Origin of the sequence: Polynucleobacter finlandensis (assembly GCF_018881755.1) — a bacterium.
Lineage (GTDB): Bacteria > Pseudomonadota > Gammaproteobacteria > Burkholderiales > Burkholderiaceae > Polynucleobacter > Polynucleobacter finlandensis.
Genome location: NZ_JACVPS010000012.1, coordinates 16027 through 41667 on the forward strand (window position 1 = coordinate 16027; position 25641 = coordinate 41667).

The 25641-nt window shown below is 43.9% G+C and carries 30 protein-coding genes and 1 tRNA gene; 16 read left to right on the top strand and 15 right to left on the bottom strand.

Annotation, left to right across the window (positions count from 1 at the left end; all coding sequences use genetic code 11):
- Window positions 1–201 precede the first annotated feature (201 nt).
- The 6 genes from ICN49_RS08785 to ICN49_RS11745 all read left to right on the top strand — a co-directional run bounded on the left by ICN49_RS08785 (window position 202) and on the right by ICN49_RS11745 (window position 3508).
- Window positions 202–1401: a tyrosine-type recombinase/integrase gene (locus ICN49_RS08785; protein WP_216167616.1), complete on the top strand. Its 1200-nt coding sequence runs from the start codon at window positions 202–204 to the stop codon at window positions 1399–1401.
- 11 nt (window positions 1402–1412) lie between these two features.
- Window positions 1413–1847, top strand: coding sequence for a hypothetical protein (locus ICN49_RS08790; RefSeq protein ID WP_216167618.1), 435 nt, complete (start codon window positions 1413–1415; stop codon window positions 1845–1847).
- A 61-nt stretch (window positions 1848–1908) separates the two neighbouring features.
- Window positions 1909–2106 carry a helix-turn-helix transcriptional regulator gene (locus ICN49_RS11740; protein WP_216167620.1) on the top strand — a complete coding sequence of 66 codons (198 nt, stop codon included), beginning with the start codon at window positions 1909–1911 and terminating at the stop codon, window positions 2104–2106.
- Window positions 2091–2549, top strand: a complete 459-nt coding sequence (locus ICN49_RS08800) for a hypothetical protein (RefSeq protein WP_216167621.1) — start codon at window positions 2091–2093, stop codon at window positions 2547–2549. The genes ICN49_RS11740 and ICN49_RS08800 overlap by 16 nt, the downstream gene beginning before the upstream one ends.
- Window positions 2550–2673: 124 nt before the next feature.
- Window positions 2674–3297 (top strand): hypothetical protein, encoded by a 624-nt coding sequence (locus ICN49_RS08805; protein WP_216167623.1) that lies wholly within the window; start codon window positions 2674–2676, stop codon window positions 3295–3297.
- 22 nt (window positions 3298–3319) lie between these two features.
- The gene (locus ICN49_RS11745) at window positions 3320–3508 is read left to right on the top strand and encodes an HGGxSTG domain-containing protein (protein ID WP_369411525.1); all 189 of its coding nucleotides are present in this window, start codon (window positions 3320–3322) and stop codon (window positions 3506–3508) included.
- Here the strand turns inward: ICN49_RS11745 and ICN49_RS08810 are convergent.
- Complete coding sequence (locus ICN49_RS08810; protein ID WP_216167625.1) at window positions 3497–4366, bottom strand: hypothetical protein; 870 nt, start codon at window positions 4364–4366, stop codon at window positions 3497–3499. The two genes, ICN49_RS11745 and ICN49_RS08810, sit on opposite strands and share 12 nt — an antisense overlap.
- A gap of 132 nt (window positions 4367–4498) precedes the next feature.
- Here ICN49_RS08810 and ICN49_RS08815 point away from each other — a divergent pair, with 132 nt between their 5' ends.
- Window positions 4499–5287 (top strand): hypothetical protein, encoded by a 789-nt coding sequence (locus tag ICN49_RS08815; RefSeq protein ID WP_216167627.1) that lies wholly within the window; start codon window positions 4499–4501, stop codon window positions 5285–5287.
- A 15-nt stretch (window positions 5288–5302) separates the two neighbouring features.
- Here the strand turns inward: ICN49_RS08815 and ICN49_RS08820 are convergent, their stop codons facing one another.
- The 6 genes from ICN49_RS08820 to ICN49_RS08845 all read right to left on the bottom strand — a co-directional run bounded on the left by ICN49_RS08820 (window position 5303) and on the right by ICN49_RS08845 (window position 8655).
- The gene (locus ICN49_RS08820; protein ID WP_216167629.1) at window positions 5303–6112 is read right to left on the bottom strand and encodes a hypothetical protein; all 810 of its coding nucleotides are present in this window, start codon (window positions 6110–6112) and stop codon (window positions 5303–5305) included.
- 43 nt (window positions 6113–6155) lie between these two features.
- Complete coding sequence (locus ICN49_RS08825; protein ID WP_216167631.1) at window positions 6156–6590, bottom strand: hypothetical protein; 435 nt, start codon at window positions 6588–6590, stop codon at window positions 6156–6158.
- 128 nt (window positions 6591–6718) lie between these two features.
- Window positions 6719–7006, bottom strand: a complete 288-nt coding sequence (locus tag ICN49_RS08830; RefSeq protein ID WP_216167633.1) for a hypothetical protein — start codon at window positions 7004–7006, stop codon at window positions 6719–6721.
- Between the two features lie 100 nt (window positions 7007–7106).
- Window positions 7107–7580 carry a hypothetical protein gene (locus ICN49_RS08835; protein ID WP_216167635.1) on the bottom strand — a complete coding sequence of 158 codons (474 nt, stop codon included), beginning with the start codon at window positions 7578–7580 and terminating at the stop codon, window positions 7107–7109.
- Window positions 7581–7960: 380 nt separating this feature from the next.
- Entirely contained in the window at window positions 7961–8356 is a 396-nt protein-coding gene (locus ICN49_RS08840; protein WP_216167637.1) for a hypothetical protein, read from the bottom strand.
- A gap of 59 nt (window positions 8357–8415) precedes the next feature.
- The gene (locus ICN49_RS08845; RefSeq protein ID WP_216167639.1) at window positions 8416–8655 is read right to left on the bottom strand and encodes a helix-turn-helix domain-containing protein; all 240 of its coding nucleotides are present in this window, start codon (window positions 8653–8655) and stop codon (window positions 8416–8418) included.
- A 78-nt stretch (window positions 8656–8733) separates the two neighbouring features.
- Here ICN49_RS08845 and ICN49_RS08850 point away from each other — a divergent pair, with 78 nt between their 5' ends.
- Window positions 8734–9450, top strand: a complete 717-nt coding sequence (locus ICN49_RS08850) for a hypothetical protein (protein ID WP_216167641.1) — start codon at window positions 8734–8736, stop codon at window positions 9448–9450.
- A 68-nt stretch (window positions 9451–9518) separates the two neighbouring features.
- Here the strand turns inward: ICN49_RS08850 and ICN49_RS08855 are convergent.
- A tRNA-Ser gene (locus tag ICN49_RS08855) sits at window positions 9519–9608 on the bottom strand.
- Between the two features lie 156 nt (window positions 9609–9764).
- Here ICN49_RS08855 and ICN49_RS08860 point away from each other — a divergent pair.
- Entirely contained in the window at window positions 9765–10022 is a 258-nt protein-coding gene (locus ICN49_RS08860) for a type II toxin-antitoxin system Phd/YefM family antitoxin (protein WP_216167642.1), read from the top strand.
- A gap of 8 nt (window positions 10023–10030) precedes the next feature.
- The gene (locus ICN49_RS08865; protein WP_216167644.1) at window positions 10031–10441 is read left to right on the top strand and encodes a type II toxin-antitoxin system VapC family toxin; all 411 of its coding nucleotides are present in this window, start codon (window positions 10031–10033) and stop codon (window positions 10439–10441) included.
- Window positions 10442–10446: 5 nt separating this feature from the next.
- Here ICN49_RS08865 and ICN49_RS08870 read toward each other — a convergent pair whose 3' ends face one another.
- Window positions 10447–11583, bottom strand: a complete 1137-nt coding sequence (locus ICN49_RS08870) for an NAD(P)/FAD-dependent oxidoreductase (protein ID WP_216167646.1) — start codon at window positions 11581–11583, stop codon at window positions 10447–10449.
- Window positions 11584–11683: 100 nt separating this feature from the next.
- On the opposite strand from ICN49_RS08870, the gene pgi reads away from it, so the two are divergent.
- From pgi to nadC, 4 genes are all read left to right on the top strand, one after another.
- Entirely contained in the window at window positions 11684–13192 is a 1509-nt protein-coding gene (pgi, locus tag ICN49_RS08875) for a glucose-6-phosphate isomerase (RefSeq protein WP_216167647.1), read from the top strand.
- A 39-nt stretch (window positions 13193–13231) separates the two neighbouring features.
- Window positions 13232–14617 (top strand): phosphomannomutase/phosphoglucomutase, encoded by a 1386-nt coding sequence (locus tag ICN49_RS08880; protein WP_216167649.1) that lies wholly within the window; start codon window positions 13232–13234, stop codon window positions 14615–14617.
- 302 nt (window positions 14618–14919) lie between these two features.
- Complete coding sequence (nadA, locus tag ICN49_RS08885) at window positions 14920–16047, top strand: quinolinate synthase NadA (protein ID WP_216167651.1); 1128 nt, start codon at window positions 14920–14922, stop codon at window positions 16045–16047.
- A gap of 5 nt (window positions 16048–16052) precedes the next feature.
- On the top strand, window positions 16053–16907 hold the full coding sequence (nadC, locus tag ICN49_RS08890; protein WP_216167653.1) for a carboxylating nicotinate-nucleotide diphosphorylase: 855 nt from the start codon (window positions 16053–16055) through the stop codon (window positions 16905–16907).
- Between the two features lie 17 nt (window positions 16908–16924).
- Here nadC and ICN49_RS08895 read toward each other — a convergent pair whose 3' ends face one another.
- Together ICN49_RS08895 and ICN49_RS08900 are read right to left on the bottom strand one after the other, a co-directional pair.
- Window positions 16925–17263, bottom strand: a complete 339-nt coding sequence (locus ICN49_RS08895; protein ID WP_255535479.1) for a helix-turn-helix domain-containing protein — start codon at window positions 17261–17263, stop codon at window positions 16925–16927.
- On the bottom strand, window positions 17256–17636 hold the full coding sequence (locus ICN49_RS08900) for a type II toxin-antitoxin system RelE/ParE family toxin (protein ID WP_216167661.1): 381 nt from the start codon (window positions 17634–17636) through the stop codon (window positions 17256–17258). Before ICN49_RS08900 ends, ICN49_RS08895 begins: the two co-directional genes overlap by 8 nt.
- Before the next feature lie 129 nt (window positions 17637–17765).
- Between ICN49_RS08900 and ICN49_RS08905 the strand changes: the two genes are divergently transcribed.
- Window positions 17766–18038: a BrnA antitoxin family protein gene (locus ICN49_RS08905; protein WP_255535480.1), complete on the top strand. Its 273-nt coding sequence runs from the start codon at window positions 17766–17768 to the stop codon at window positions 18036–18038.
- 6 nt (window positions 18039–18044) lie between these two features.
- On the opposite strand, the gene nadB is transcribed toward ICN49_RS08905, so the two are convergent.
- The 4 genes from nadB to ICN49_RS08925 all read right to left on the bottom strand — a co-directional run bounded on the left by nadB (window position 18045) and on the right by ICN49_RS08925 (window position 24920).
- Window positions 18045–19706: an L-aspartate oxidase gene (gene nadB, locus ICN49_RS08910; protein WP_216167663.1), complete on the bottom strand. Its 1662-nt coding sequence runs from the start codon at window positions 19704–19706 to the stop codon at window positions 18045–18047.
- A 104-nt stretch (window positions 19707–19810) separates the two neighbouring features.
- Window positions 19811–22705: a formate dehydrogenase subunit alpha gene (fdhF, locus tag ICN49_RS08915; RefSeq protein WP_216167665.1), complete on the bottom strand. Its 2895-nt coding sequence runs from the start codon at window positions 22703–22705 to the stop codon at window positions 19811–19813.
- A gap of 27 nt (window positions 22706–22732) precedes the next feature.
- Window positions 22733–24535, bottom strand: a complete 1803-nt coding sequence (locus tag ICN49_RS08920) for an NAD(P)H-dependent oxidoreductase subunit E (protein ID WP_216167667.1) — start codon at window positions 24533–24535, stop codon at window positions 22733–22735.
- Window positions 24536–24695: 160 nt separating this feature from the next.
- Complete coding sequence (locus tag ICN49_RS08925) at window positions 24696–24920, bottom strand: hypothetical protein (protein WP_216167669.1); 225 nt, start codon at window positions 24918–24920, stop codon at window positions 24696–24698.
- A 123-nt stretch (window positions 24921–25043) separates the two neighbouring features.
- Between ICN49_RS08925 and ICN49_RS08930 the strand changes: the two genes are divergently transcribed.
- On the top strand, window positions 25044–25637 hold the full coding sequence (locus tag ICN49_RS08930) for a 3-keto-disaccharide hydrolase (protein ID WP_216167671.1): 594 nt from the start codon (window positions 25044–25046) through the stop codon (window positions 25635–25637).
- Window positions 25638–25641: the final 4 nt, after the last annotated feature.

Genomic DNA, 25641 nt, shown 5'->3' on the forward strand with positions numbered 1-25641 from the left:
GTTAGGTTAGAGAAGCTCTTAGACAAAGTTAGCGCCCCTGAGAACACATCTAAAGCATATGAAATATAGCATATGCTAGCAAAGTCAATTTTCATTGCTTCCAATGAGGCTTCTTAGACCTTACATTGAATTCTTGAATTAACTCCCCTCTTACAACCCTCCTTTGAGGGAAAGTTTGAGGTAACTAAAGGATGAATGTAAATGAAGCTAACATACCAATCGGCCCTCAAAATAACCAAATCTGGGCGATATTTTGACCATGCCAGCAGTCTGCACTTATGGGTTAAAAGCCCTACTCAGAAGTACTGGATTCTGCGCTATATGGCTAGAGGCAAAAGACAAGATATGAGCTTAGGCTCAATAAATGTAGTCCCCCTTCAGGAGGCTAGAAAAAAAGCTCTGGAAGCCCAAATAGAGCTTTCCCAAGGCATAAATCCTCTTGAGAAGAAAAAAGCGAATAAGAAGGCAATTGAAAGTAAAAAGGCTCAAGTTCAATTCAAGGATTTTGCACTTGAATGCGTAGAATCGAAAAGCCACGAATGGCGAAGCTCGAAACACCATGACCAATGGCTTTACACCCTAAAGGAGTTTGCCTTTCCAGTTATTGGAGATAAGCCAATAGAACAAGTTAATACTGAGGATATTTTAAAAATACTTAAGCCCATATGGAAAACTAAAACAAATACTGCATCCAGATTAAGGGGGCGACTTGAGTGGATAATTTCGTCCGCTATAGCTAGAGAATACTTCACTCAAAACAACCCAGCAGTTTGGCGAGGGCACCTTCAGACAATTCTTTCCGCTCCAAATAAAACAGCAAAGACCAAGCATCACCCTGCACTTCAATACAAGGAACTTCCAATGCTAATGCTCAAATTAAAATCAATGGAAGGTATCTCTGCGCTTGCCCTTGAGTTCACGATACTCAATGCATCAAGGACGGGTGAAGTGATTGGCGGCCTAAGGAGCGAAGTAGATGGGAGCGTGTGGATAATTCCCGCTGAACGAATGAAGGGCAATCGGGAGCACCGTGTTCCGCTATGTACAAGGTCAATTGAAATCCTTGCTATTGCAAGCATGCTTGACCCAAATAGTCCGTACTTGTTTTCAAAAAATGGTAAAGCTTTATCGAACATGGCAATGACAATGGTTTTACGGAGGCTAAAAATAGGCATTACCGTTCATGGATTCCGCTCCACATTTAGGGACTGGGTTTCGGAAGAAACATCAACTCCATCAGAAGTTGCAGAAATGGCTTTGGCGCACGCTATTAGCAATAAAACTGAATCCTCTTATCGAAGAGGTGATTTACTAGCAAGAAGACGTGAGCTAATGAACCTGTGGGAAGGTTTCTGCGCCTCTGCCGCTATAGACAACATCATTGAACTTAAGGTAGCTTAGAAAGGCAGGATATGGCTGTTACTAAAGAACAATTCAGAGCACTGTTTGCAGTAGTTAAAGACCAACTAGAGCAAATGAGCAAAGAGCAAATCATTGAATACTATCTTGATTCTTATTTTGAACTTTCGTCAAAAATTACAAAATCACAAGCCCAGCGGGTCATGGGGGCGATGAAAAAACATGCTGAATCTAGTGAATTAAAAAAGATATTTATGAAAATCTGCTTTGAAACTGCCAGCAAATCAGAATTTAAGAATAAGAAGTTGAGATTCTCAGATATCAGCAAGACTTTAGCAAAGGCTCGTCCTGAAATTGAGTGGCTTGGGGCTGGTATGAAGCGAGTGGAAGCTGGTGCAAAAATTCAATTTAAAAAAAGCATAGGGGTTAGTAGATGGCTAACAGAGTTTAATAAGTACCATACTAGCAAAGGTGATATTTCCAAATAGACTAAGAACTTATTGGCATTTATAACATCGGTATAGAACAACTAGCCGATGAAAGATGCCGATGAATGATGTAAATCAAGTCCCACAGTTCACCAATTTGGGTGAAGTTGCCAGACAAACAAGCCTTGGAAAATCCACTGTCCTAGCATGGGAGGCTCAGGGTAAATTTCCAAGAGCCATACGACTATCTCCAACGAAAAGAGTTTGGTTGCAATCTGACATCGCCAATTGGATGCTTGAGAAATGCAAGCATTCTTGAGTAAACGGCATAGCTACCAAGAGTTCATTAATGGTCTTGGTAAATTCACTGATGCCGTCACAATGCTCCTGAAATCAAGGCACCCCACTCACCATATATGGTGGCGTGATGATATGGCTGAACCTACTGCAAAGTGGTTCGTAGACCGCCTAAATAAAAAGGTTTTTGGAAGGAAGTACGCTAGTGGCCATAAACGCCTAGCCGTAGCCATTGCCTACGAGCGTGGTGGATTAACTGATAGACCACATTTTCATCTTGCAATTGAGCGCCCAGCTCACCTCAGCAATCATAAGTTTCATCAATTAATTCAAGATGTGTTTAGGAGAATGGATTGGGGAATGGGCACGATTCATATCAGTAAATACACAAGCGCACCATTTTTGCGTTACATATGTAAGGGGGATTTTGAAAGCTTCCTCTTGGGTGTTTGCGCAAAAGGCTAGGAATGAACTTGGATACTGACTGGCTGGTCTTATCCATGGATTTAAATGAATTGGTATTGGGTTACCAGTCTCGAAGCTTGCCCAAAGCAAGAGCGAAGAGACAAACAACAAACATTGAGCAACCATGAAACAGAAACATCCTGAAACAGCCCAAGCAATCGTAGACCTCTACCGTGCTGACAAGACACTTGCTAACCCATCTATAGACCCAGTGCGTTATGAGATTAATTCTTCTTCCGCAAAATTTGCTAAAGCCGAAGCAATTCAATCTCTAATCCTCCAAAACCCACCAGAACAGGGTACAAGCAACGAATTGATACAGCCTTATGAGTTATCAAGTGACGGAGTGAATGAGGCTCTAAAGTCTCCTAATAAGGTTGCTCTAAATGCCAGCATTGACCGAATGGAGATGCTTAAAGAAACCAACCTACTTGACCTAGCTCTATCAACAGCGCATGAAGCTAAAGCATCGAACAGCGTCCAACAGATGCTTTCACATCAGTTGGCGGCAGCTCATAAATACGCCATGGAAAGCTTTAAAAGCTCTGAGACTTACAAAGATCCAGCAACCAAAGTGAAGTTCGGCAATCTTGCTGTAAGACTCATGGAAGCGTTTAGTCGTGGCGCACTAACCTTACAAAAGCTTCAGAACGGTAATACCCAAACGATGACCGTCCAACATGTGAATGTTCAGGGTCAGGCTGTAATTACTGGCTCTTTACAAACAGGGGGTCATTCAAATGGATAACGAAGGAAAAGTGACATACCCCATGCACTGCTCCCCTAGATGCGGTGCTCATGCCAGAACCACAGGAAAACCTTGTAAGTCACCTGCTATGCCCAATGGAAGATGTCGAATGCACGGTGGTAGAACTCCCATCAAGCATGGCTTGAGGTCAAGGCTATTTAAAAAGAAACAGCACGAAATGAGAGGCTTATTAAGAATCTTAGGTAAATGATGTCAAATCTGAAGATAAAAAATCAAAAAATGTAAGGTGGAGGGAGTCCACTTTAAGGTGTGTAATATTTTTATTGGTTGAATTAACACTCCCAATAATATAAAACTTTTTATACCATTTCTCAGACCAATCGATTCCTGACTTATCAGCATCGATAAGAATTTGATTGTATAAGCCGTAATCCTCTATTGGAAGAAAAAACTCACCCGTACAATACTCGCCAATATATATATTGCCCAATGCACCAGTTGCTTCGAGAAAGTCATTTACATTGCTCAAAAAAGTTAGGGTTAATGTACATTTAATCGGAGCAAGGTTTCTCAGGTATTTAGGCGTTTTCTCTTTTGTATCTATAGATAATGATGTATGGAATTTTATGGTTTTGGTAATTTGATTAAATCTATTATCAAAATTAATTTCGAATGGTTCATTTACACCAATTGATTTCACCTCAAAATTTACTGCAACTACTTTGTCCTCTTTTTTAAATATTTCATTGAAATCATTCACCACTTCTCGCAAAAAAGGTTTTTGCGGATTCGGTAAATACAACATCTTTAATCTGATCTCAGAAATATGATGAGCCATTACTACAAAGGTTGTAATAAAGCCCATAGTACATATATATAAAAAGCCCAAAAATAGGAGTAGAAGTATTCTTCCTATAAAGTAACTAATATCGAAATCAAATACGTTTAGCCTGCTTAAGATTGAGTTATTTGAACTAAAAATAATACTAAGTGATAGCAAGAAGAATCCTAAAGCGGCAATTCCATTAGCAAATTCTATCAATGACGAAAATAAGCCAATAACCTTGTTAGAAACTTCAAATTCTTTTATAGGGTATGGTCTTTTCATAATCTCCTCATTGCTTGGGTAACCCATTTCTTTTGAATGATAAAGCCCATCAATTAAATATAGATAGTGCACACATGCTACTATATAAAAGACAGCAAGACACGGCTTAAATTGTGCAAAAAAATGTAAGTTATGACCAAACCATTTGTTTACGATGAAAAAACATCTTCTCTGTATTCTCCAGATGGAGAATACATCAAAAAAATTGACTGCCCGAAAGCAGTGCACTGGAATCAGCTTCTAGTTGATGAGATTGATGATAGCTCCAGGGGTTGCACCCACTGCGATGATAGGGTTCTAAATCTTGATATAACGCCTCCTAAAGATGCTTTAGCCAAGCTAAAGAGCCATCCCAATACCTGTGTTTATGCTACCAGGAATAGTTGCCATGTCATCTCCTTGATTGATGATAAAAATCCAGAAAATCCTAAGATTAGAAGTGGGTTACACGGAAGTTTTGAAAATGAATATCGCCATGATTTGCCCTTAATTAATACTGTTCGCAACTTCGAGGACATGCAAAGAGCAATCAAGCTTGGTTTTTGGGTAGACATAAGATTAGTGAGACCCAACGTCGACGACTTATCTCAGAGACTTGATATTAGTCAAAATATGAAAACAGGCGAAGTTCAATTGACTAAGTTTCATCGCGGGAGAAAAATCCTTGATCTTGATTGGGTAGAGATAATTAATGATGTCTCGTATTATCCTTACTACCAAGAAATGCCTATTGCTGCATATTTAATTCCAAAGAACTTACCAAATGAGTCAGAGGTTTTTATTCCTGACCCTATAGAGGACTTTAAGTTGACTAATTTTCCGCTCTCAGATAATAGAGCCAACAACTTAATTGGCGTGGTATTAAATAAAAAAGTGATACTAAAGCCTCACCAAACAAAAATAATTGAATGGGTTGGATAAGGCGAGAATTATCTGTTAATTCTCGGTTGTCCATACATTCAGAAAGCCAGCGTCTTGAACCCTAACTGTATATTTTTCCCAATACAATTCTATGCCCTGCTCTGTAATCCAGTGACTACTTCCAGATGGATCGTACCTACTCCAAGCAAGTAAATATTTTGGAATACCAACTTTATTTGCCATAACTACTCTCTCAAAAACTCCTCCTCTTTTTTCAAAAAAAGTCCAATTTCTTCCAAAGCCAATATCAGCACCGCAAAAAACAATAGATTTTGGATATAGGCAATTAGAGTTATAGATTGCAGAATATGTAGCCACTCCTTCGCCAGCAATAAAGAGGAGCGAGAAGCGTTCTGGGCCATGACTGGGGTTGGTGCGAGTTCGCCGTTGAAAAACTGCCCATACAGCATAGGGTTCTTTATAGGATTTATATCCATAACCTGTCAGATTTACATGAGCCTCTTGTAATGCATTGGGAATTTGCTCTCTAGACTGAAGCTCATGATAAAAATCCTCTGGAAATAGTTCAACATTAAGATTTGGCGAAGGGCTTAACTCTGCCTGAGTTACGTCTTTTAAGAACAATACGTCATAGCCACCAATCCTATTGATATGCTTAAGCAATTCCTCCTTGCTTACTCCAGCATCTACATAAACCATACTGTGCGAGAAGCCTAAATAGTATTTTAGAAATCGACCATCTAAAGCTGATCCTGGGTAATACACCGAATCCTGAAGAACCAAATTTCTATCAAATTTTGTTTCTGAATTTGCATTCTTTAGCCATTCGGGTATGGGCTCATGAGTTAGTTTTGTCTTTGGCATGCTTTTTAGTTCACTGAAATATATTAGTCCCTAGTGCGTTCCCTTATTTAGTCAGTACCCAACTCTGTCCATGAGACAGTATTCTTGACCCTAAATATTCAAAACCGTAAATAGACTCAATTTCTAAACCAATTTGATCTAACATTTCGTATGAAATTTCAATCCTTTTCATATTTTTTAGGTCAATTAAAAAGTTATCCGAAAAAAGAAAAGTGGGAACCTCTGATGTGTTGTCCTTTCCATATTTCACCTCTACTATTGGGGCTTGAACAGATTTATTAGTAACAATCTGAAATAACAAATTAAAAATCTCATTATTCTCGTGAATTTTATGCAAACGAGTAAATGTCCAATCGAAGTCTTCTAAGATTGCAAAATCTATGGTGCAACCCCATTCAATAGCCCTATCCTCAATTTCCTTATGACGAGGGTTATTGGACAACGCATGCCCAAAGTACATAGCTATTTGATTATTCATTAGTTTAGGAATGCTTATATTTTTATTTTGGTTTCAGGGGCTCAAAGGTCAGATCAATTTTCACCACAATATCCATTTAGCTTATCTCCTATTGAAGACTAATCAAACTAGTGGGCTCACCCCTTAGATTACTTATATGCTGGTGGCAATGGGTAGTCGCAACGAGTATATGTATTTTGGAGCTTATAACCCACAAGAAAACTAGCGGGTAATGCAATAAGGAGTATCAACACTAAAAGCCCAATTTTTACTGACTTTCTTTTGATGTTGGCAATTAACCATGACCCAATGCTCATAAAAGCGAAGACGGTTAAGCCAAAACCTATTCCTATAGCCAGCACTGCTTTAACCAATAACCAGTAGCCCCAATAACCCACTGATGGCACATCAACTGGCGGGTCAAAGAAAATATCCATTGCCCCATAGATAACTACCACTCCAAAAGCGATTAGGAAGGCAATAAGCCCTCTTCTCAGGTGCGGGTTCATAAGAGTACAGAAATGTAGTTAGATGGCATTAGAGACGCTTAAATCCAATAAACTGAAAGTTGAAATATTGCTCGTACCCTCTGCCAATCTTATCAATTAGCAAGTCGGTAAGGGGGAACTCCTTCCTCTTGCTCTGATTTCGTAAATATCCGTCTTTAAGTATAAGTTTTGGATATGTGTAACCGTTATGGGTGTATTTACCAAATTCTACAGATGGTGAAAAGAAGACCCCCTCCGTATCAGCATGAACAACACAGTGGCTATCAAAACCACTCAAGCTGTAATCTTTCTCTTCATACTTCAGGACTCTCTTCTTTTGCATGGAGTTACACATATACTCAAATTCTCCAAGCAAGATAGCCTCGACCGACGAATCCCACTCTATTGCTCGCTTTTCTAATTTTTCCAAAAAGTCATCAGAGTTTGGAGACCCAAAATATATTTCTATACTTTTTTTAAAAATGGGGTTTTCGCCAGCTAGGGCTTGAATGTCTTGGCTCACTTTGGCGATGACCTTCTAAACAACTTTAATCTGAATTTTGTTTGATTATGTAAGTCAAGCCAGTCTGAAGGGGAGCCAATGTCCTGCCACTCTCTATTCCAATAACTACGCTCTTGGATGTGAAAACCTAATGACCACAATAGAATAAGCCAAAAGTGTTCATGCATCCTAATTGGAGTCTTGGCATTCGGCTTTAATCGAAATTTACAATCTGGGTCTCCCCAGTTAGGTAGTCCCCAATAATTTCCGCTTTCAAAGTTGGACTCATGAGCACAATCAATCCAATCTTCATACCACCCATAACGCTCTTGTATTGGACGCCCAAGCGCCCACATAATAATTAACCAAAAATGCTTGCGTGGTTTTTGTATGGCGCTCATCTAGACCTCGAACAGACGAACTTTATAACGCTCACTCAAGTATTTAATTTCTTGGCTTAGGATGTGACGCTCTTGACTAAGAAGGAAGTATTCATTCCTAAGGTTTTTTGATTCTTCAATATCGTAGTTTGGATGTGGGAACTCTTTTTTTAGGGCTTCATACTCAGCAAAGCTAATTAGGTTTCCGAATTCATCATGAATAGGCTTAAGTAAGCTTGGGTTTTTGGCCCCCTTCTCTTGAATAAGGATGATTTTTTCATCGACAACTTTAAGCTTTTTATTGGCAAAACTTAAAGCCTGTCTTCGAGAGTAATTGATTGCTCGCTCGATATAAATCTTCGTCACAATGAACGAAATAATTGTGCAAACCAGCGCAGCCTGAATTATTAATAACATGAGCTCATGCCCCCTATATGAGGGATATGATACCCAATTAGCTTTACTTTTAAGAGCGATTATTTGCGTTCAAATAAGTCTACGATTTTGATATCTAGAGCTAAAGCTATCTTTTCTAGGTTAATTACAGCTACATTGTGTTCCCCACGCTCAACTCCACCAAAATAAGAGCGGTCTAAACCGCTTGCGAGGGCTACTGACTCTTGGGAGAGCCCCTGACTCTCACGAAGCTGACGAATGCGCTTACCGAGCTTTATTAAGATTGGATTACCCGCATGGGTTGGGGATGGTTTTGCCATACCCCAATACTGGATTTATGCGGGATATGAATCCACGGGATAAGATACCCATAACTGTCGCTATCCTACAATCAAACAATGAAAAGATATTCTCTTGCGCTACTAATAGGATTTGCACTGGCTGGTTGCGGTGGAGATGGCTATCAACAAGAAAAGCTTGCCCCAAAACTTAGCCCTTCTCAAAAGCTAAGCAATGCATATTCAGAGGCCATTAAAAACTCCAATCAACAAGCAAAACAGTGCTCGGATACGCTTGGTAACAGCGATGAAGGCAAATTAGTTCGAAAAGAAATTTTATTTGCCAACCAAAAAGATGAATACGCCCAAGGGTTAATGGGCTCCAAACAGCATCTAAATTCGAAGCAGACTGTAGCCCTAGAGAAATACATTATTGGGCAAAAGAGTTGTAGAGGAGTTCGTCTGAATGCCCTAAATAAGGTTCCTTTCCTTCCGACCGTATGGATTGAATACTATAAAAAAATGGATGGTCTTAGCTCTCAATTGCTCTCAAAGAAAATAACTATAGGGGAGGCTAATCAACAATCTGTGAATTTCCTTCAGGAAAGAAATGTCAACATAAATGAGGCAAGACTGAAAATAACCAGTGAATTAAGCGCAATGCAACAGCAAGAAACAATTCTGGCACTTAAGCAACAAGGTGTTGCAGCACAACAGGCCCAAGTGGAAGCCACAAAACGAGCAAATGATAGACTGTTGTGGAAAGACATTAATGATTCTCTTAAGCCACAATGGCTAGATTCATCTCCAAGCTGTCTAGGGCCAGGCTGTAAATGACCATTGAGGGAACAATTGAGGGAACAAAAGAAAAAAGAGGCATTAAAGCCTCTTTTTGCTTGACATATTGGCGGAAGAGGTGAGATTCGAACTCACGGAGGACTTTCATCCTCGCCAGTTTTCAAGACTGGTGCATTCAACCGCTCTGCCACTCTTCCTATGCGTATTGAGAGCTAGATTATAAGGAAATCAGTAAGCACTTTCAGAAAAACGCATTTCTCCTGACTTTCACGGTTTTGTTCTGTTGATTTAATGCGTCACAGTCACGTTCTATTCTGCTAAACTAGTCAGATATCTAGTCAGGAGCAATAGACATGAATAATCATTGGGCAGTACAGGATGCCAAAGCAAAATTTAGTGAGCTACTGAATGCTTGCTTAGAACAAGGGCCTCAAGTAGTTACGAAGCGCGGTCACGAAACAGCGGTTCTCATCACCATTAAGGAGTGGAATACATTGAAAAAGTTAGCCAAACCCTCGCTTAAAACCCTTCTTCTATCAGAAGAAGCCAGAGGAGAGCTAGTTGTGCCAAAACGCGGCCAAGGCGTATCTCGCAAGCCAGTCAAACTGTGAGCACCTGTATGTACTTACTTGATACAAATATTATTTCTGAATTACGTAGACCAAAGCCACATGGAGCCGTGTTGGAGTGGTATAAAAATATTGCCGAAGAAGATCTCTACATCTCAGCAGTTTCGATAGGCGAGATTCAAGCGGGCATTGAGATAACTCGCGAGCAAGACAAGAAAAAAGCTGAGTCTTTAGAATTATGGCTACAAAGTATTGCTAGCATTCATAATGTTTTACCAATGACTGGTACTACCTTTATCTTATGGGCAAAAATGATGCATGCCCAAGCAAATACCGTCAGAGAAGATGCCATGATTGCGGCAACAGCCATTGAAAAAAAACTGACAGTAGTTACTCGCAACACCAAAGACTTTAAACGCTTCAGAATTCCACTACTAAACCCATTTGATGCTCTGCATTAAAAGCTTTAAAGCGAGTCTTTAATTAACATCTCTAAATGCTTAGCAATTGCTAAGCTGGAGGTTAGGCCTGGGGACTCAAAGCCATATAAATTAAAGAGGCCGTGCAAAGAGTGCTGCTGCGGGCCATCAAAATAAAAATCCCCTGCTGACGCATTCGAGGGAACAATTTTTGCCCTCACACCAGAATAATCAGGCTGCAAAGCGCCATCTTTAAGGCCGGGCCAATAGCGACGAACCGCAGCATAAAAGCCCTCGCCTCGTTTTGAGTCAACGGTGTAGTCAATTTGATCTTCTTGCTCAATATCGAGCCATTCCACATCGGGGCCAAACTTAGCTTGTCCACCCATATCAAGAGTGAGATGCACCCCTAAGCCACCGGGCTCTGGGATTGGATAAATCAAATGACTAAATGGAGGTTTGCCTGAGAGCGAAAAGTAATTGCCCTTAGCAAAATACGCCTTCGGAATTTGCTCCTTTGCCAAGCCTTCAATTTTTTGAGCAAGCGCTGGCGCACTCATGCCTGCACAATTAATGAGTAACTTTGTCTGAATTTGCATCCCATCGGCGCCACCAATTTCCAACTCAAAACCACCCTCTGCATCATTGCCAATGGGCTTTGCACTGATTAATGGGGATTGATAGGCAACCATGCCGCCTGCATCTTCAAAGCCACCCAATAAAGACAGCATATAACCGTGACTATCCACAATGCCAGTGGATGAAGACAGCATGGCGGCTGAACATTGCAGGTTTGGCTCCAATGCTTTAGCGGCATCCCCGGAAATCATTTTGATCTCAGGTACGCCATTATTTTGAGCTTTATAGAGAATCGCTTGCAGGTCATCGATTTGCGTTTCATCGGCAGCTACGATGAGCTTACCGTAGGCTTGAGTAGCTACTTGATGACTGCGGCAGTACTCATACAAGAGTCGATTACCTGCAACGCAAAGCTTGGCTTTCAGAGAATCCTTGGGGTAATAGATGCCAGCATGAATCACTTCACTATTGCGAGCGCTACTGATGGTGCCAAAAGCTGCCTCACGCTCGAGCAGAATCGTCTCACGGCCTTGTAAGGCCATTTCTCGTGCAACGGCCAGCCCGACTACCCCAGCCCCTACGACGACACAGTCAACTTGCTCCATCTATTTGTCTCACCCAGTATTTATTAGTATGAATATACTGAAATCCTAACATTTTCAGTGTTTTAGAGGTTTTGTCAGCCCTTATTGATAAAATCTAGAAATGTCTTCTAGACCTTTGCAAAACTCAGATTATTCGCCCAATAGCACCCATACGGCAGTTGATGTAGTGCTCGATACCGCCTACCAAAATATCAATGCATCAGAATGGGCTGAGCTATTTGCTACTGCGAGTCAATCCAAGGTAAAAGAATTCATTGCCGATATGTTTGCTGGTAAACATGTCAATCAAAGCGAAGATCGACCCGCCCTGCATTCGGCATTACGCAATCTCTCTAAGTCACCAGTTTTAGTAGATGGGCAAGATGTGATGCCTGCCGTCTCCGAAGTATGGCAACGGATTGATGCGCTCTGTAATAAATGGGTTGGCGTTACTGATGTGATTCATATTGGCATTGGTGGCTCTGATTTTGGTCCACGCTTAGCCATTGAAGCACTGGCTCATGTCCCCGGCATTGAGAGTCGCGGCATGCGCATGCACTTCTTAGCCAACATTGATACCGCTGAGTTAGCACGCATTTTGGCGCGTGCGCAACCCAATAGCACCCGAGTCATTATTGTTTCTAAGTCATTCACCACTTTAGAGACCACCATGAATGCCAAGGCCGTTGTAGCCTGGCTTCAGAATAGTGGTTGCACTAAGGGACAAATTGCACGCTCACTCTTTGCAGTCACAGCCAATATTCCTGCGGCTAAAGATTTTGGCATTGAGGAAGAGAATATCTACCCCTTCTGGGATTGGGTTGGTGGCCGTTACTCTGTATGGTCTGCGGTAGGACTGCCGATTGCTCTGCAATACGGCTTTAAAACTTTCCAAGACTTCTTAGCAGGCGCACATGCGATGGACTTGCATTTTAAGAATGCACCTCTAGAAGAAAATCTACCTGTCATCATGGCCTTGACCCTGCTCTATCAGCAGGAAAAGAATAAGGTCAAGGCGTATGCTGTTATTCCTTATGCGGATGCTTTGGATTGGTTTCCGAAGTGGTTGCAACAACTCGATATGGAAAGTAATGGCAAGAGCGTAGATCGGGATGGTAAGCCGGTAAAGCACTCTTCTCCAATTGTCTTTGGCAGCGCCGGCAGTAATGCTCAGCATTCTTACTTCCAACTCCTGCATCAAGGTACAGAAATCATCCCCATTGACTTCATTGCTGTGCGTGAACCCATGAGTGATCGCCCAGAGGCTGTTGCGCATCACCGCATCTTGCTATCGAACTGCTTAGCTCAAGCTCAAGCACTAGCCAATGGGAAAGATGATGCCAACCCTAACAATGTTTACCCAGGCAAGCGCCCAAGCAATCTCCTGCTCCTGCCAGAGCTCAATGCGTTTTACCTAGGCACTCTTCTTGCCCTTTATGAAAATCGTGCCGCTACACTGGGCGCCCTTTGGAATATCAATAGCTTTGATCAGCCTGGCGTTGAATACGGCAAAGTTCTAGCCAAACCAATTGAACAAGCCTTAGCCAGCAACCAAGCTGACATTGCCGCCAGCGACAATATTGATGCGGTAACTGCTGCCAGAATCAACTTCTTAAACGCAAAGAATTAATTAATAAACCCCCCAAGCATTTTTCCTGAAGGATTTGTAATGCAATTGTCTCCATCGATTTTTAAGGCTTACGATATCCGCGGCATTATTGATGAGACTTTAGATCCCTCAATCGCCAAACTGATCGGTCAAGCTTTTGGCACTGAAATGCGTGAACTGGGTGAGACCGACATCGTGATTGGTCGTGACGGACGCTTATCTGGCCCTAGCCTGATTGAAGCACTGACTGAAGGTTTACTCTCTACCGGCATTAACGTCATTGATTTGGGGATGGTGGCAACACCGATGGTTTACTTTGCTGCCAACCACACGATTGATGGCAAGACCCCTCAGTCTGGGATCATGATTACCGGTAGCCATAACCCGCCTAATTACAACGGCTTCAAGATGGTCTTGGGTACCGCTGCTATTTATGGAGAGCAGATTCAAGATCTGCGCAAACGCATCGAAGCCAAGAAATTTGTCACGGGCCAAGGCACGCGCAGCACTTTCGATATTTTTCCGATGTACCTCAAGTACATCGTTGGCGATATCAAGCTCGCTCGCCCGATGAAAATAGCAGTCGATTGCGGCAATGGTGTTGGTGGTGCATTTGCCGGTAAGTTATTTAGGGCCTTAGGCTGTGAAGTCCAGGAGTTGTTCTGTGAAGTCGATGGTCATTTTCCGAATCACCATCCAGACCCAGCCCATATTGAGAACTTACAAGATCTCATTCAGAACCTACAGACTACCGATAATGAATTAGGTCTCGCCTTTGATGGTGATGCTGATCGTTTGGGTGTTGTCACCAAGGATGGTCAAGTGATTTTCCCGGACCGTCAGATGATGCTCTTTGCTAAAGATGTTCTGTCCAGAAATCCTGGCGGCCAGATTATTTATGATGTGAAGTGCACCCGTAACCTGGCTACCTTTGTTAAAGAACATGGTGGCGTGCCACTGATGTGGAAAACCGGTCACTCCTTAGTCAAAGCTAAGTTAAAAGAAACTGGCGCTCCACTCGCTGGTGAGATGAGTGGTCATATCTTCTTCAAAGACCGTTGGTTTGGATTTGATGATGGCCTCTACACTGGTACTCGCTTGTTAGAAATCCTCAGCAAAGAAAAGAATCCGAGCGACACCCTCAACAATCTACCTAACGCAATTTGCACCCCTGAATTACAACTCGCGTGCGCTGAAGGTGAACCATTTGCATTGCTAGAAACCATTAAAGCCAATGCCACGTTCCCCACTTCTGAGTCTATTAATACGATTGATGGAGTACGTGTGGAGTACGCCGATGGCTTTGGCCTAGCTAGACCATCCAATACCACTCCAGTGGTAGTCATGCGTTTTGAGGCAGATAGTGAGGAGGCAATTAAGAGAATCCAGGCGGAATTCAAGGCTGTGCTGTTGGCTGCGAAGCCAGGGGCAAAGCTGCCGTTCTAAAAACCCACTTTGCTTACTTACATATTAACGATCTCTCAAATACTCTTTAAATGATGTAATTGAGGGTGATCAATAAATAAATTTTCCAAATCATTCTTGGTCCCAAAGGTATTCAAACTTTATTAATGCCTACAACCTTATAACCGAGAAAGAAGTTTTGCCACTGGACAAGTGGAGAACCCTCTGAAGCCCTTAACCCAATTGCACCTCTTTTGAGTTAAACCCTCCAAGAGCCTAGAAGTAAACATGGCCACAAAAATCAAAAATTACACGAAAATACCCTCTCTCGATTAAGATTTCGTATGAATTCAACCATTAGCACCTCCATTGCGTTTGACTACCCCCAGCAAAATGCGGAAGGGACAACCTGCACCGCTCAAGCCTGGGCCAAAACCCCCGCTCATTTGGGTGATTCTGAAAAAGCTACTGTGATTGCGCGCATTAAACAGCTCTTGATAGAGAAAGATGCCGCTTTAGTGGCTCACTACTATGTCGATGGGGATATTCAGGATCTCGCAATGGAGACTGGTGGCTATGTTGCTGACTCATTAGAAATGGCACGCTTTGGCAAAAATCATCCTGCCAAGAACCTGATTGTTGCGGGCGTACGCTTCATGGGAGAGTCCGCCAAGATTCTCAGTCCCGAGAAGCGCGTGTTTATGCCGGATTTAGATGCAACTTGCTCTTTAGATTTAGGTTGTGATGCTACTGACTTTGCTGCGTTTAGATCTTTACATCCTGATCGGGTAGTCGTTGTCTATGCCAACACCAGCGCAGCTGTCAAAGCACAAGCAGATTGGATGGTCACCAGTTCATGTGCATTAGCGATCGTTCATCAACTCAAGCTTGAGGGTAAAAAAATTCTGTGGGCACCTGATCGTCATTTGGGCCGCTATATCCAAGAGCAAACTGGTGCCGATATGTTGTTATGGAATGGCGCTTGCATTGTTCATGATGAATTTAAAGCAGTCGAGTTACAACTTTTGAAGGCTGCCCATCCAAAAGCCATGATTTTGGTTCACCCAGAATCACCTCAAGCAGTCGTAGAACTTGCCGATGTTGTAGGCTCTACCTCTGCCATGATTAAAGCGGTGGTTGAAGGCTCTGCTACTGAATACATCGTAGCCACTGACAAGGGCATCTTGCATCGCATGCGCCAACTTGCCCCCAATAAGAAACTGATTGAAGCTCCTACTGCAGGCAATAGCGCGACCTGCAAAAGTTGCGCCCACTGTCCTTGGATGGCAATGAATGGTTTACAAGGGATCTTGGCTTGCCTAGAAAACGCTTCTGGTGAAATCTTCATCGAAGAACCCACTCGAATCAAGGCGCTGGGCTGTATTGAGCGGATGCTGGACTTCACAACTAACCATCCTAATCTCCTAGCAAAAGCCCAGCATGGCTTTGTGAAAAACATTGGTGCAGCTTAAAAAATATGTTTGATTACAACGAAACCTTAGAGCAAGCCCGTCAACGCAATATTCATGATGCGCTGATGGAGGATATTGGTCAGAATGATTGGACGGCTAAGTTGGTACCCAATAAGTCCGTGCAAGCACAGCTCATCGTGCGTCAAGCAGCAGTGCTCTGTGGTGTTGACTGGTTCGAAGGCACGCTCAAGAAATTAGATCCGAATGCAACCGTCACTTGGCACTACATGGAGGGCGATATGATGGCGCCCGATACCAAAGTCTGCGACATTACAGCTGATTCAAGAGCTCTACTCTCTGCTGAACGCCCTTGCATTAACTTTCTGCAAACCTTATCTTGGACTGCCAGCATTACCCGCCAACATGTTGATGCGATTGCAGGGGCAAGCCCAAATCCTCAGGGTTGCGCTGTATTAGATACGCGCAAAACTATTCCTGGATTACGTCAGGCGCAAAAGTATGCAGTGCGAGTTGGCGGTGGCCAAAATCAACGCCTTGCCTTATGGCACGGCATTCTGATTAAGGAGAATCATATTGCTGCTGCCGGTGGCATTGCTGCTGCACTCAAAGCTGCAGCAGAATTACATTCTGGGGTGGATATTCAGATTGAAGTAGAAAGCTTTGCGGAGCTACAAGAAGCTCTAGCTGCAGGTGCAAAAAGCATCTTGATTGATAACTTCACTACCGAGCAAATGAAAGAGGCCGTTACCTTTACTGCTGGCCGCGCTCTGCTAGAAGCTTCCGGTGGAATTAACTTAGATCAGATGCGAGCAATTGCTGCTACGGGTGTTGATCGCATCTCCCTTGGAAAGCTCACCAAGGATGTCAATGCGGTGGATTTTTCAATGCGCATTTTGTAGTGCTTTCAAAATAATAATCAAAATAGTAGGGCCTGGACTCCCCTAACTTCTATCACTTGAAGTAACTTTGCTGCAGCTCCGCTAGGGTGCTTACCAGAACTAGGAGACTCCCACTTCTGAACGGTTGAAACACTCACATTCAAGAGGGATGCAAAAATAGATTGGCTCATCTTGGCTTGACGGATACGTATATTCGTCACCTTTCTTGGGGTGAAGATCGGCGGCTTTTCCAAACACAAGGCCTTCATTTTGGCAAAGTCATGTTTAGTTAATAAGCCACAACCATCAAGGGCTTCTGCCATCTCTAAAAGCTCGTCTAGCACTCTTTTTTCTTCTGCTTTTAATTTTTTAATCATTGCAAATTAACTCCTTTAATATCCCCGCATCAACTAAATCTTGTAATTTAGATCGATCAGCTTTTTCAAATGTCTTGGCAAGGATAATTGCAGCTGTTTGCTCATTATTAGTAAAGTCAGACCCTGAGTCACTCTTCTCTCTGCCAACAATAAAAATAATTGCATCCCTATTTTTCTTTGCCACAATCGTACGAATACTTCCACTTTTCCCTTGGCCTAAGATTGGTATTCTCTTTTTGCATACCCCTCCCCCTAAATCAGCCTCGTAATATTCGAGTTCAATCTCTCTTGCTGCTTTACACAACTGTGTTGAGCTGACAATTTTTTTCGCCCATCGGTCAAATGTTTTGGTTTTCATGACAATTTTCTTCATAACCAAAATATTAAACTATTGCACTGAGTGCTATAACATTATAGTCGGCAATGATTTAAGGTTGTTTATCAGTTGTTTTTATACAAAAATAATCAGCTAGACCAACAGTAAAAGAAAAGAGGACAGCAGTTGAGTAAAAAATCAAAAAATATGAAAGAAGAATGGGTTGATCCAGATGACGCACCAGAAGCAGATGAAGAGTGGTTCAAAAATGCCCACGTCTATATTGGTGACACCCTCATCAAAAGAGGTGTTGGTCGCCCACCAATTAAAAATGCAAAGGAAATGCTTAGCCTTAGATTAGATTCTGATGTGTTAGAAAAATTACGTGCAAGTGGTAAGGGATGGCAAACCCGCTTAAGCAAACATATAAAAGAGGCAGTTCTAAAAGGCTCTCTGTAAATCGATTTAGGTCTCGGGGGCTTCAGAAGTTCCTTCTGCCTGAGGGGTCAAAATCGTAGGATAAGAAACCGCCCAAGTGCCTGGGTAGTCACGGCTGTAGTGCAGCCCCCTACTTTCTCTGCGCATTAAAGCTGAACGTACGATCAACTCTGCACACTCTAGTAAGTTACGTAGCTCAATCAGATCTCGCGTGACTTTAAAGTTAGCGTAATACTCTTGCACCTCATACCTTAATAGCTTGATGCGATGCAATGCCCGCTCTAATCGGCGGTTGGTTCTCACAATACCGACATAGTTCCACATCAAAGAACGTAACTCATCCCAGTTATGGGCAATCACCACTTGTTCATCAGCATCCTCTACCTGACTCTCATCCCATAGAGGAAGTTTTGGCAGAATTGGTGTTTTAAGCTCTGCTATATCAGCAGCGGCAGCTTTACCAATCACGATGCACTCTAACAAGGAATTGCTGGCCAAACGATTGGCGCCATGCAAACCGGTGTAGGTTGCCTCGCCCACTGCATAGAGGCCCGCTAAATCAGTGCGGCCTTTGAGATCGGTGACCACGCCACCACAAGCGTAATGCGCTGCTGGCACAACTGGTATAGGCTCTTTAGTGATATCTAGACCCAAACTCATGCAACGCGCATAGATCATTGGAAAGTGTTCTTTAATAAACGCTTCACCTAGATGAGTAGCGTCTAGGTGCACATAGTCGAGGCCATGCTTTTTCATCTCAAAGTCAATGGCTCTAGCAACAATATCGCGCGGAGCTAATTCATTACGCTCATCATGCTCTGGCATAAAACGAGTGCCATCAGGCAGCTTGAGTAAACCGCCCTCACCGCGCATTGCCTCAGTAATGAGGAAGGTGCGATCGCTGGGGTGATACAGGCATGTCGGATGAAACTGAATAAATTCCATATTGCCAATGCGACAACCCGCTCGCCAAGCCATGGCAATACCGTCACCAGTAGCGGTGTCAGGATTACTGGTGTAGCGATACACCTTACCAACGCCACCAGTAGCTAGAACTACAGACTTCGCCTCAATGGTTTCAACGCGATTATTTTTAATATCCAGTGCATACACACCATAGCAACGATTTGGCTTAGTGCGCGCAGTCTTAACATCTAAATGACGATTGGTAATGAGATCTAGAGCAATCCAATGCTCTAGTAGTTGAATATTTTTATGCGCGCGCGCTTTATCGAGCAGCACTTCATGGATAGCCTTACCAGTTGAATCAGCCGCATGCGCAATGCGACGTTGGCTATGACCACCCTCACGGGTTAAGTGCAAACCCATCGGACCAGATTCATCGGGAGTAAATGGCACGCCTTGATCGACCAGCCATTGGATTGCATCAGAGCTTTCTTCCGCAATATACCGAGCCGTTGACTCGACTACGAGTCCAGCCCCCGCATTTAAGGTGTCCTCTACGTGAGCGTCAATACTGTCATGCTCTTTATCAACGACCCCAACAATGCCGCCTTGCGCCCACGCTGTGGCACCCTCACCGAGAGCACGCTTGGCCATAATAATGACTGGCTGAGTCTCAGCCATGTGCAAAGCCACCGTTAAGCCAGCTAAGCCTGCTCCAATAATGAGAACTGGTAACTCAGCTTTTGCGTCAGAGGTTGATGATGAAGGTTTTGAACTAGCCATGCTTCATTCTAAAGGGCAATGTGATTTTGGTCTTGAAGGTGGCTTCTGATCTTAAAAGGCTCCACTGGGGAGCCTTTTACATTTGTCATTAAAAATTATGGTACTTATGCCGTACTGACAACCTTCTGTCTAGCTGGATCATTTGTGCCATAGCCTACTACTGCAGCGGCTTTCCCGCCTTTAGCTAGCTTGACGGCGCAATACTTGAACTCTGGAATCTTGCCAAATGGATCTAAGGCAGCATTGGTAATCAAGTTTGCCGCAGCTTCATAGTAAGCAAACGGAATAAAGATTACACCACGCGGAGTGCCATCATCTCTACGCACATGAATCCCCACCTCGCCACGTCTTGATTGAACGGTAATCACATCGCCAGCAGAAACGCCTAGCTGGGTCATATCCTCACCATTCATAGAGACGGTAGCCAATGGCTCAATCGCATCGAGCACAGTGGCACGGCGCGTCATACTGCCAGTATGCCAATGCTCTAACTGACGGCCTGTAATCAATACAAATGGGTAATCTGCATCTGGACGCTCATTAGCCGGAATGATGTCAGCAGGTACGAGTTTGACTTTGCCATCAACTGTTGCAAAATGATCATCAAACACGATTGGGCGACCAGGATCTTCAGCAGATAAACAAGGATAGGTCACGCTAGATTCTTTTTCGAGACGCTCCCAAGTAATACCATTGATCGCTGCATGCATGGCTTGACGCATTTCGTCATAGACCTCTGCAACCCCATCATCAGGACCTTGATAGTTCCAGTTCAAGCCCATCCGTTTAGCGATCTGCTGAATGATCCACAGATCAGGCTTTGCTTCGCCAGGAGGATTGATCGCCTTCTTGCCCATCTGCACCATACGGTCAGTGTTACTGGCGGTGCCAACTTTCTCAGGCCAAGCGCTTGCTGGTAAAACGACGTCCGCTAGAAGCGCAGTTTCTGTCATAAAGATGTCTTGCACAACAAGATGCTCTAAAGAAGCCAGTGCATGTCGCGCATGATTCAAATCAGGATCGCTCATTGCGGGATTCTCACCCTCGACATACATGCCACGAATCTTATCGGGATCGCTATCGGGTGCCGTGATCTTATGCATGATCTCAACTACTGTGTAGCCAGGTTTCTTATCTAATGGGGTATCCCAGAATTTTTCAAACCATGCATGTGCTGCAGGATTATCAACCCGTTGATAGTTCGGGAACATCATCGGAATCAATCCTGCATCACTGGCGCCCTGTACATTGTTCTGGCCACGTAATGGATGCAAGCCAGAACCAGGCTTACCAATTTGACCGGTAATGCTCACTAAGGCAATTAAGCAACGTGCATTATCGGTACCATGTACATGCTGGCTAACGCCCATGCCCCACAAGACCATCGCCGACTTAGTGGTAGCAAATTCACGAGCAACTTCACGCAAAGTTTCCGCTGGAATGCCGCAGACAGGAGCCATTGCCTCAGGACTATAGCCTTTGATATTTTCTTTTAGGGCTTCAAAGTTATTGGCGCGATTTTCAATGAAGTCTTGATCAACCAAACCTTCTTCAATAATCGTATAGATCATGGCATTGAGCATGGCCACGTCAGTGTCTGGCTTGAACTGCATGGTGCGCCAAGCATGCTTACTAATCTCAGTGCTACGAGGATCGCACAGCACAATTTTTGCGCCGCGTTTAGCGGCATTTTTAAACCAAGTTGCCGCTACTGGATGATTGGCAGTTGGATTTGAGCCAATCAAGAAAATCATGCTGGAGTGCTCAACATCATTGACTTGATTACTTACTGCGCCAGAGCCAACGCCTTCAAGTAATGCTGCGACAGAAGATGCATGGCAAAGACGCGTGCAATGGTCAACGTTGTTACTACCAAAACCAGTGCGGACCAACTTTTGGAATAAATAGGCCTCTTCGTTACTACCCTTGGCTGAACCAAAGCCAGCCAATACTTTTAAACCATGCTTGTCTTTGAGTTTTTTAAGTCCACCACCAGCAACTTCCAAAGCCTCTTCCCAGGTCGCTTCACGAAAGACGCTTGACCAGTCTTGTGGATTCTGAATAGCATTCTCATCTTTGGGAACGCCAGCCTTACGAATCAAAGGTTTTGTTAAGCGCTGTGGGTTATGAATGTAATCCATCCCAAAGCGGCCCTTAACGCAAAGGCGGTTGTGATTAGCGGGTCCATCACGGCCCTCTACGCTAACAATCTTTTCATCTTTTACGTTATAGGTAATTTGACAGCCTACGCCACAGAATGGGCAAACTGAATCCACCTTACGGTCGACGGTTTGTGAACCGATCAAACCTTTTGGCATCAAAGCGCCAGTTGGGCAAGCTTGCACGCACTCACCACATGCAACGCAGGTGCTATCGCCCATTGGATCATTGAGATCAAATACGATCTCACTATGGCCGCCACGCATGGCGTAGCCAATCACATCATTAACTTGCTCTTCACGACAAGCACGCACACAACGATTACATTGAATGCAGGCATCTAAGTTCACTGCCATCGCTGGATGGGAGATATCGCTAGCAACCTTCGCGCGGCGTAATGCTTTGAGCTCTGGTCGAACAGTCACGTCCATACGGGCAGCCCAAGTGCTTAGCTCACCATGTTGATTCTGTTGCTCTTCTTCCTTACTATCGCCTACCCACTTGAAGCCCTCATCCGGCATATCGGAGAGCAACATCTCTAACACTAGCTTTTGACTCTTAACAGCGCGTTCGCTATTGGCTTTGACTTCCATGCCAGGTGTAGCGCTACGACAGCAGCTAGGCGCCAAAGTACGCTCGCCATTGATTTCAACGACGCAAGCACGGCAATTACCATCGGGACGATAGCCGTCTTTAAAGCACAGATGCGGAATATCCACGCCATGGCGTTTGGCAGCCTTGAGAATAGTTTCACCCTCATAGGAAACGATGGTTTTTCCGTCAAGCTTGAACTCGACTGTTTGCAGTTCGAGCTCTTTAGGATTGGTTGGTGCGTTCATATTTATCTTATTTTTCCCTAAGTTCTATCAAGCAACTTCTTGCGGGAAATATTTATGGATACAACGAATCGGATTGGGTGCGGCTTGACCTAGACCGCAGATCGAAGCATCGACCATCACCGTCGCTAGATCTTCTAAGGTTTCTTGATCCCAGGATTTAGCTTGCATCAACTTAGCAGCCTTACCCGTGCCAACGCGGCACGGTGTGCACTGACCGCAGCTTTCATGTTCAAAGAAATGCATGACATTTAATGCCATATCTCTAGCTTTGTCTTGATCACTAAACACCATCACAGCAGCAGAACCAATGAAGCAACCATAAGGCTGCAAGGTATCAAAGTCCAAAGGAATGTCATTCATCGTAGCTGGCAAGATGCCACCCGATGCACCACCCGGTAAATAGCCGTAGAACTGGTGACCGTCTTGCATGCCGCCACAATATTCATCAATGAGCTCTTGAATAGTAATACCTGCTGGAGCTAATTTCACACCAGGGTTCTTCACACGACCACTGACGCTATAGCTACGCAAGCCTTTGCGATCATGACGACCATAAGAGCTAAACCACTCTGGTCCGCGCTGCACAATATCGCGCACCCAATACAAAGTTTCAAAGTTATGCTCAAGTGTTGGGCGTCCGAATAGGCCAACCTGTGCAATGTAGGGAGGACGCATGCGTGGCTCACCACGTTTGCCTTCGATACTCTCAATCATGGCGGATTCTTCACCGCAGATGTAAGCACCGGCGCCACGACGTAATTCAATCGAAGGTAATTTGAATGGCGGGTTAGCTTTGAGCTTGGCTAATTCTTTTTCAAGCAACTCACGGCAACCGTGATATTCATCACGCAAGTAAATGTAGCAAGCATCAATTCCAACAACGTTCGCCGCAATCAGCAAACCTTCTAAGAAGCGATGCGGATCACGCTCTAAATACGTGCGGTCTTTAAACGTTCCCGGCTCGCCTTCGTCAATATTGACTGCCATCAGCTTAGGGGCGATTTGATCTTTAACAATGCGCCACTTGCGCCCTGCTGGGAAACCAGCTCCGCCTAAACCGCGCAAGCCAGAATTTTCCATAGCCTTAATGATGCTTTCGCCATCAAGCTTACCTTGGGCAATGTCTGTTGCTAAGGCATAGCCGCCTTTAGCGCGATAGGCTTCGTAACCAACATAGCTTGGTGAAACTGCCTGGTTTTCGCCTTGAGGAGAAACGCCCTTCTCAGCTAATGCTGCGGGATCAAAACTTGCATCATCTTTTGCCAATGGCTGAGTGGTCATCTTGTTATTGACTGCTGCAGCGACTTTATCTGTTGTAGCAAATAGGACGGGATACTGATGCACTACCGCTACTGGCGCCTGTTCGCAACGACCTACGCAAGGGGCTGCAATTACTTTGACATTGGGATTACCCAAGATCGCAGGTAATTTTTCCAAGAGATTTTTGGCGCCAGCCAATTCGCAGGACAAGCCATCGCATACGCGCACAGTGATATCAGCTACTGGATCATTACCGCGCACTACTTCAAAGTGATGGTAGAAGGTAGCAACTTCATAAACTTCAGCCATAGGCAAATTCATTTCTTTTGCCAAAGCAACTAAATGACGATCATGCAAAGCACGATATTCATCATTCAATTTATGTAAATTTTCGATCAATAAATCACGACGGTGCGGTGCTTCCCCAATCAACTGACGCACTTCGGACAAAGAAACGTCATCTGCTTGACGGCCTTTCAGCTTACTTTTGCGACGAATGGTTTCCCTTAAGTCATCTGCAGTTGCTACAGCAACGGCTTTGACTTCTCCTGAGGGTTTTGGGTGATTCATATTTTGTAGTCTCTAATTTCTAGTCGCGCCGATTGAATTGTTGATTCTTAAGCATTTAGCCATATATAGCGACCTGCAAAATCATCGTGTGATTTTGGGTTATTTCGACCTCTAAGTCCTTGACGGCGCTCAAGGGATTAAAACTAGGGTTTACCCTAATCTATAGCAGGGATGGGGATGGCTTGTCGCCAGGCGGAAGTGAGTAGTCAAGCTTGCGCTCATAAAGCCGGGCCTTATAGCAGTCGTTATAGCCTTGGCTGCCAATATTCCAACCAATCGAGGTGCAATCCTGTTGCGCTGCTGACTCGATACTTCCACAGCCAGATAAGGCCAAGGCGGAAAGAATGGAAACCAAGAGAAGTGAGCGCAATTTAGGTGAATTCATCCCGTAAGTCTACTTGATTTTGGGGAGAGTTCGAGGGAAAACATCCACTTGTGTAACTTTGGGTTTCCCAGTAAAAATAACCACCCATTCAATAACAAGAAATCAATAAAACCGGAGACAACAATGAAGTTATTTATCAAAAAACTTGCCGCGCTAGGCTTTTTGCTAAGCGCTTTGCTAGTTGGCAATTCTGCTAGCGCTCAGAATCAAGATGGCTTTACCCCCCTGATCGACGGCGTCAGCCTTTCTGGCTGGAACATTATTGGCAATGCTAATTGGCAGATAGGCAACGGTATGATTGTGAGCGACAAGCCCATGGGCTTTTTAGTCAGCTCCGCAAAATATAAGAACTTCATTGTTCGCGCTGAATTTTGGGCTGAGTCAAATACCAATAGCGGTATTTTTATTCGCTGCCAAAACCCGAACCTCGTTACCGCCGGCAATGCTTATGAAGTCAATATTTGGGATACACGCCCTGGACAAGAATACTCAACTGGTGCCATCGTCGATGTCGCTAAAGTGAATCCGATTCATAAGGCTGGCGGACGCTGGAATACGATGGAAATCGTTGCTAATGGCAGCCACTTCAAAGTAACGATGAACGGTGTTGTGACGGTGGCAGATGGTGAAGATAGTAAATTCTCAGAAGGTCTTATTGGCCTTCAATCTGCTGGTGGCACTATCAAGTTCAGAAAGCTAGAAATCAAAGCGATTTAAAGCC

Excerpts from the sequence above, each read along its gene's own strand:
- ICN49_RS08785 (WP_216167616.1), top strand. The coding sequence starts at position 202 with ATGAAGCTAACATACCAATCGGCCCTCAAAATAACCAAATCTGGGCGA.
- ICN49_RS08790 (WP_216167618.1), top strand. The coding sequence starts at position 1,413 with ATGGCTGTTACTAAAGAACAATTCAGAGCACTGTTTGCAGTAGTTAAA.
- ICN49_RS11740 (WP_216167620.1), top strand. The coding sequence starts at position 1,909 with ATGAATGATGTAAATCAAGTCCCACAGTTCACCAATTTGGGTGAAGTT.
- ICN49_RS08800 (WP_216167621.1), top strand. The coding sequence starts at position 2,091 with ATGCAAGCATTCTTGAGTAAACGGCATAGCTACCAAGAGTTCATTAAT.
- ICN49_RS08805 (WP_216167623.1), top strand. The coding sequence starts at position 2,674 with ATGAAACAGAAACATCCTGAAACAGCCCAAGCAATCGTAGACCTCTAC.
- ICN49_RS11745 (WP_369411525.1), top strand. The coding sequence starts at position 3,320 with ATGCACTGCTCCCCTAGATGCGGTGCTCATGCCAGAACCACAGGAAAA.
- ICN49_RS08810 (WP_216167625.1), bottom strand. The coding sequence starts at position 4,366 with ATGAAAAGACCATACCCTATAAAAGAATTTGAAGTTTCTAACAAGGTT.
- ICN49_RS08815 (WP_216167627.1), top strand. The coding sequence starts at position 4,499 with ATGACCAAACCATTTGTTTACGATGAAAAAACATCTTCTCTGTATTCT.
- ICN49_RS08820 (WP_216167629.1), bottom strand. The coding sequence starts at position 6,112 with ATGCCAAAGACAAAACTAACTCATGAGCCCATACCCGAATGGCTAAAG.
- ICN49_RS08825 (WP_216167631.1), bottom strand. The coding sequence starts at position 6,590 with ATGAATAATCAAATAGCTATGTACTTTGGGCATGCGTTGTCCAATAAC.
- ICN49_RS08830 (WP_216167633.1), bottom strand. The coding sequence starts at position 7,006 with ATGGATATTTTCTTTGACCCGCCAGTTGATGTGCCATCAGTGGGTTAT.
- ICN49_RS08840 (WP_216167637.1), bottom strand. The coding sequence starts at position 8,356 with ATGTTATTAATAATTCAGGCTGCGCTGGTTTGCACAATTATTTCGTTC.
- ICN49_RS08845 (WP_216167639.1), bottom strand. The coding sequence starts at position 8,655 with ATGGCAAAACCATCCCCAACCCATGCGGGTAATCCAATCTTAATAAAG.
- ICN49_RS08850 (WP_216167641.1), top strand. The coding sequence starts at position 8,734 with ATGAAAAGATATTCTCTTGCGCTACTAATAGGATTTGCACTGGCTGGT.
- ICN49_RS08860 (WP_216167642.1), top strand. The coding sequence starts at position 9,765 with ATGAATAATCATTGGGCAGTACAGGATGCCAAAGCAAAATTTAGTGAG.
- ICN49_RS08865 (WP_216167644.1), top strand. The coding sequence starts at position 10,031 with ATGTACTTACTTGATACAAATATTATTTCTGAATTACGTAGACCAAAG.
- ICN49_RS08870 (WP_216167646.1), bottom strand. The coding sequence starts at position 11,583 with ATGGAGCAAGTTGACTGTGTCGTCGTAGGGGCTGGGGTAGTCGGGCTG.
- pgi (WP_216167647.1), top strand. The coding sequence starts at position 11,684 with ATGTCTTCTAGACCTTTGCAAAACTCAGATTATTCGCCCAATAGCACC.
- ICN49_RS08880 (WP_216167649.1), top strand. The coding sequence starts at position 13,232 with ATGCAATTGTCTCCATCGATTTTTAAGGCTTACGATATCCGCGGCATT.
- nadA (WP_216167651.1), top strand. The coding sequence starts at position 14,920 with ATGAATTCAACCATTAGCACCTCCATTGCGTTTGACTACCCCCAGCAA.
- nadC (WP_216167653.1), top strand. The coding sequence starts at position 16,053 with ATGTTTGATTACAACGAAACCTTAGAGCAAGCCCGTCAACGCAATATT.
- ICN49_RS08895 (WP_255535479.1), bottom strand. The coding sequence starts at position 17,263 with ATGATTAAAAAATTAAAAGCAGAAGAAAAAAGAGTGCTAGACGAGCTT.
- ICN49_RS08900 (WP_216167661.1), bottom strand. The coding sequence starts at position 17,636 with ATGAAGAAAATTGTCATGAAAACCAAAACATTTGACCGATGGGCGAAA.
- nadB (WP_216167663.1), bottom strand. The coding sequence starts at position 19,706 with ATGGCTAGTTCAAAACCTTCATCATCAACCTCTGACGCAAAAGCTGAG.
- fdhF (WP_216167665.1), bottom strand. The coding sequence starts at position 22,705 with ATGAACGCACCAACCAATCCTAAAGAGCTCGAACTGCAAACAGTCGAG.
- ICN49_RS08920 (WP_216167667.1), bottom strand. The coding sequence starts at position 24,535 with ATGAATCACCCAAAACCCTCAGGAGAAGTCAAAGCCGTTGCTGTAGCA.
- ICN49_RS08925 (WP_216167669.1), bottom strand. The coding sequence starts at position 24,920 with ATGAATTCACCTAAATTGCGCTCACTTCTCTTGGTTTCCATTCTTTCC.
- ICN49_RS08930 (WP_216167671.1), top strand. The coding sequence starts at position 25,044 with ATGAAGTTATTTATCAAAAAACTTGCCGCGCTAGGCTTTTTGCTAAGC.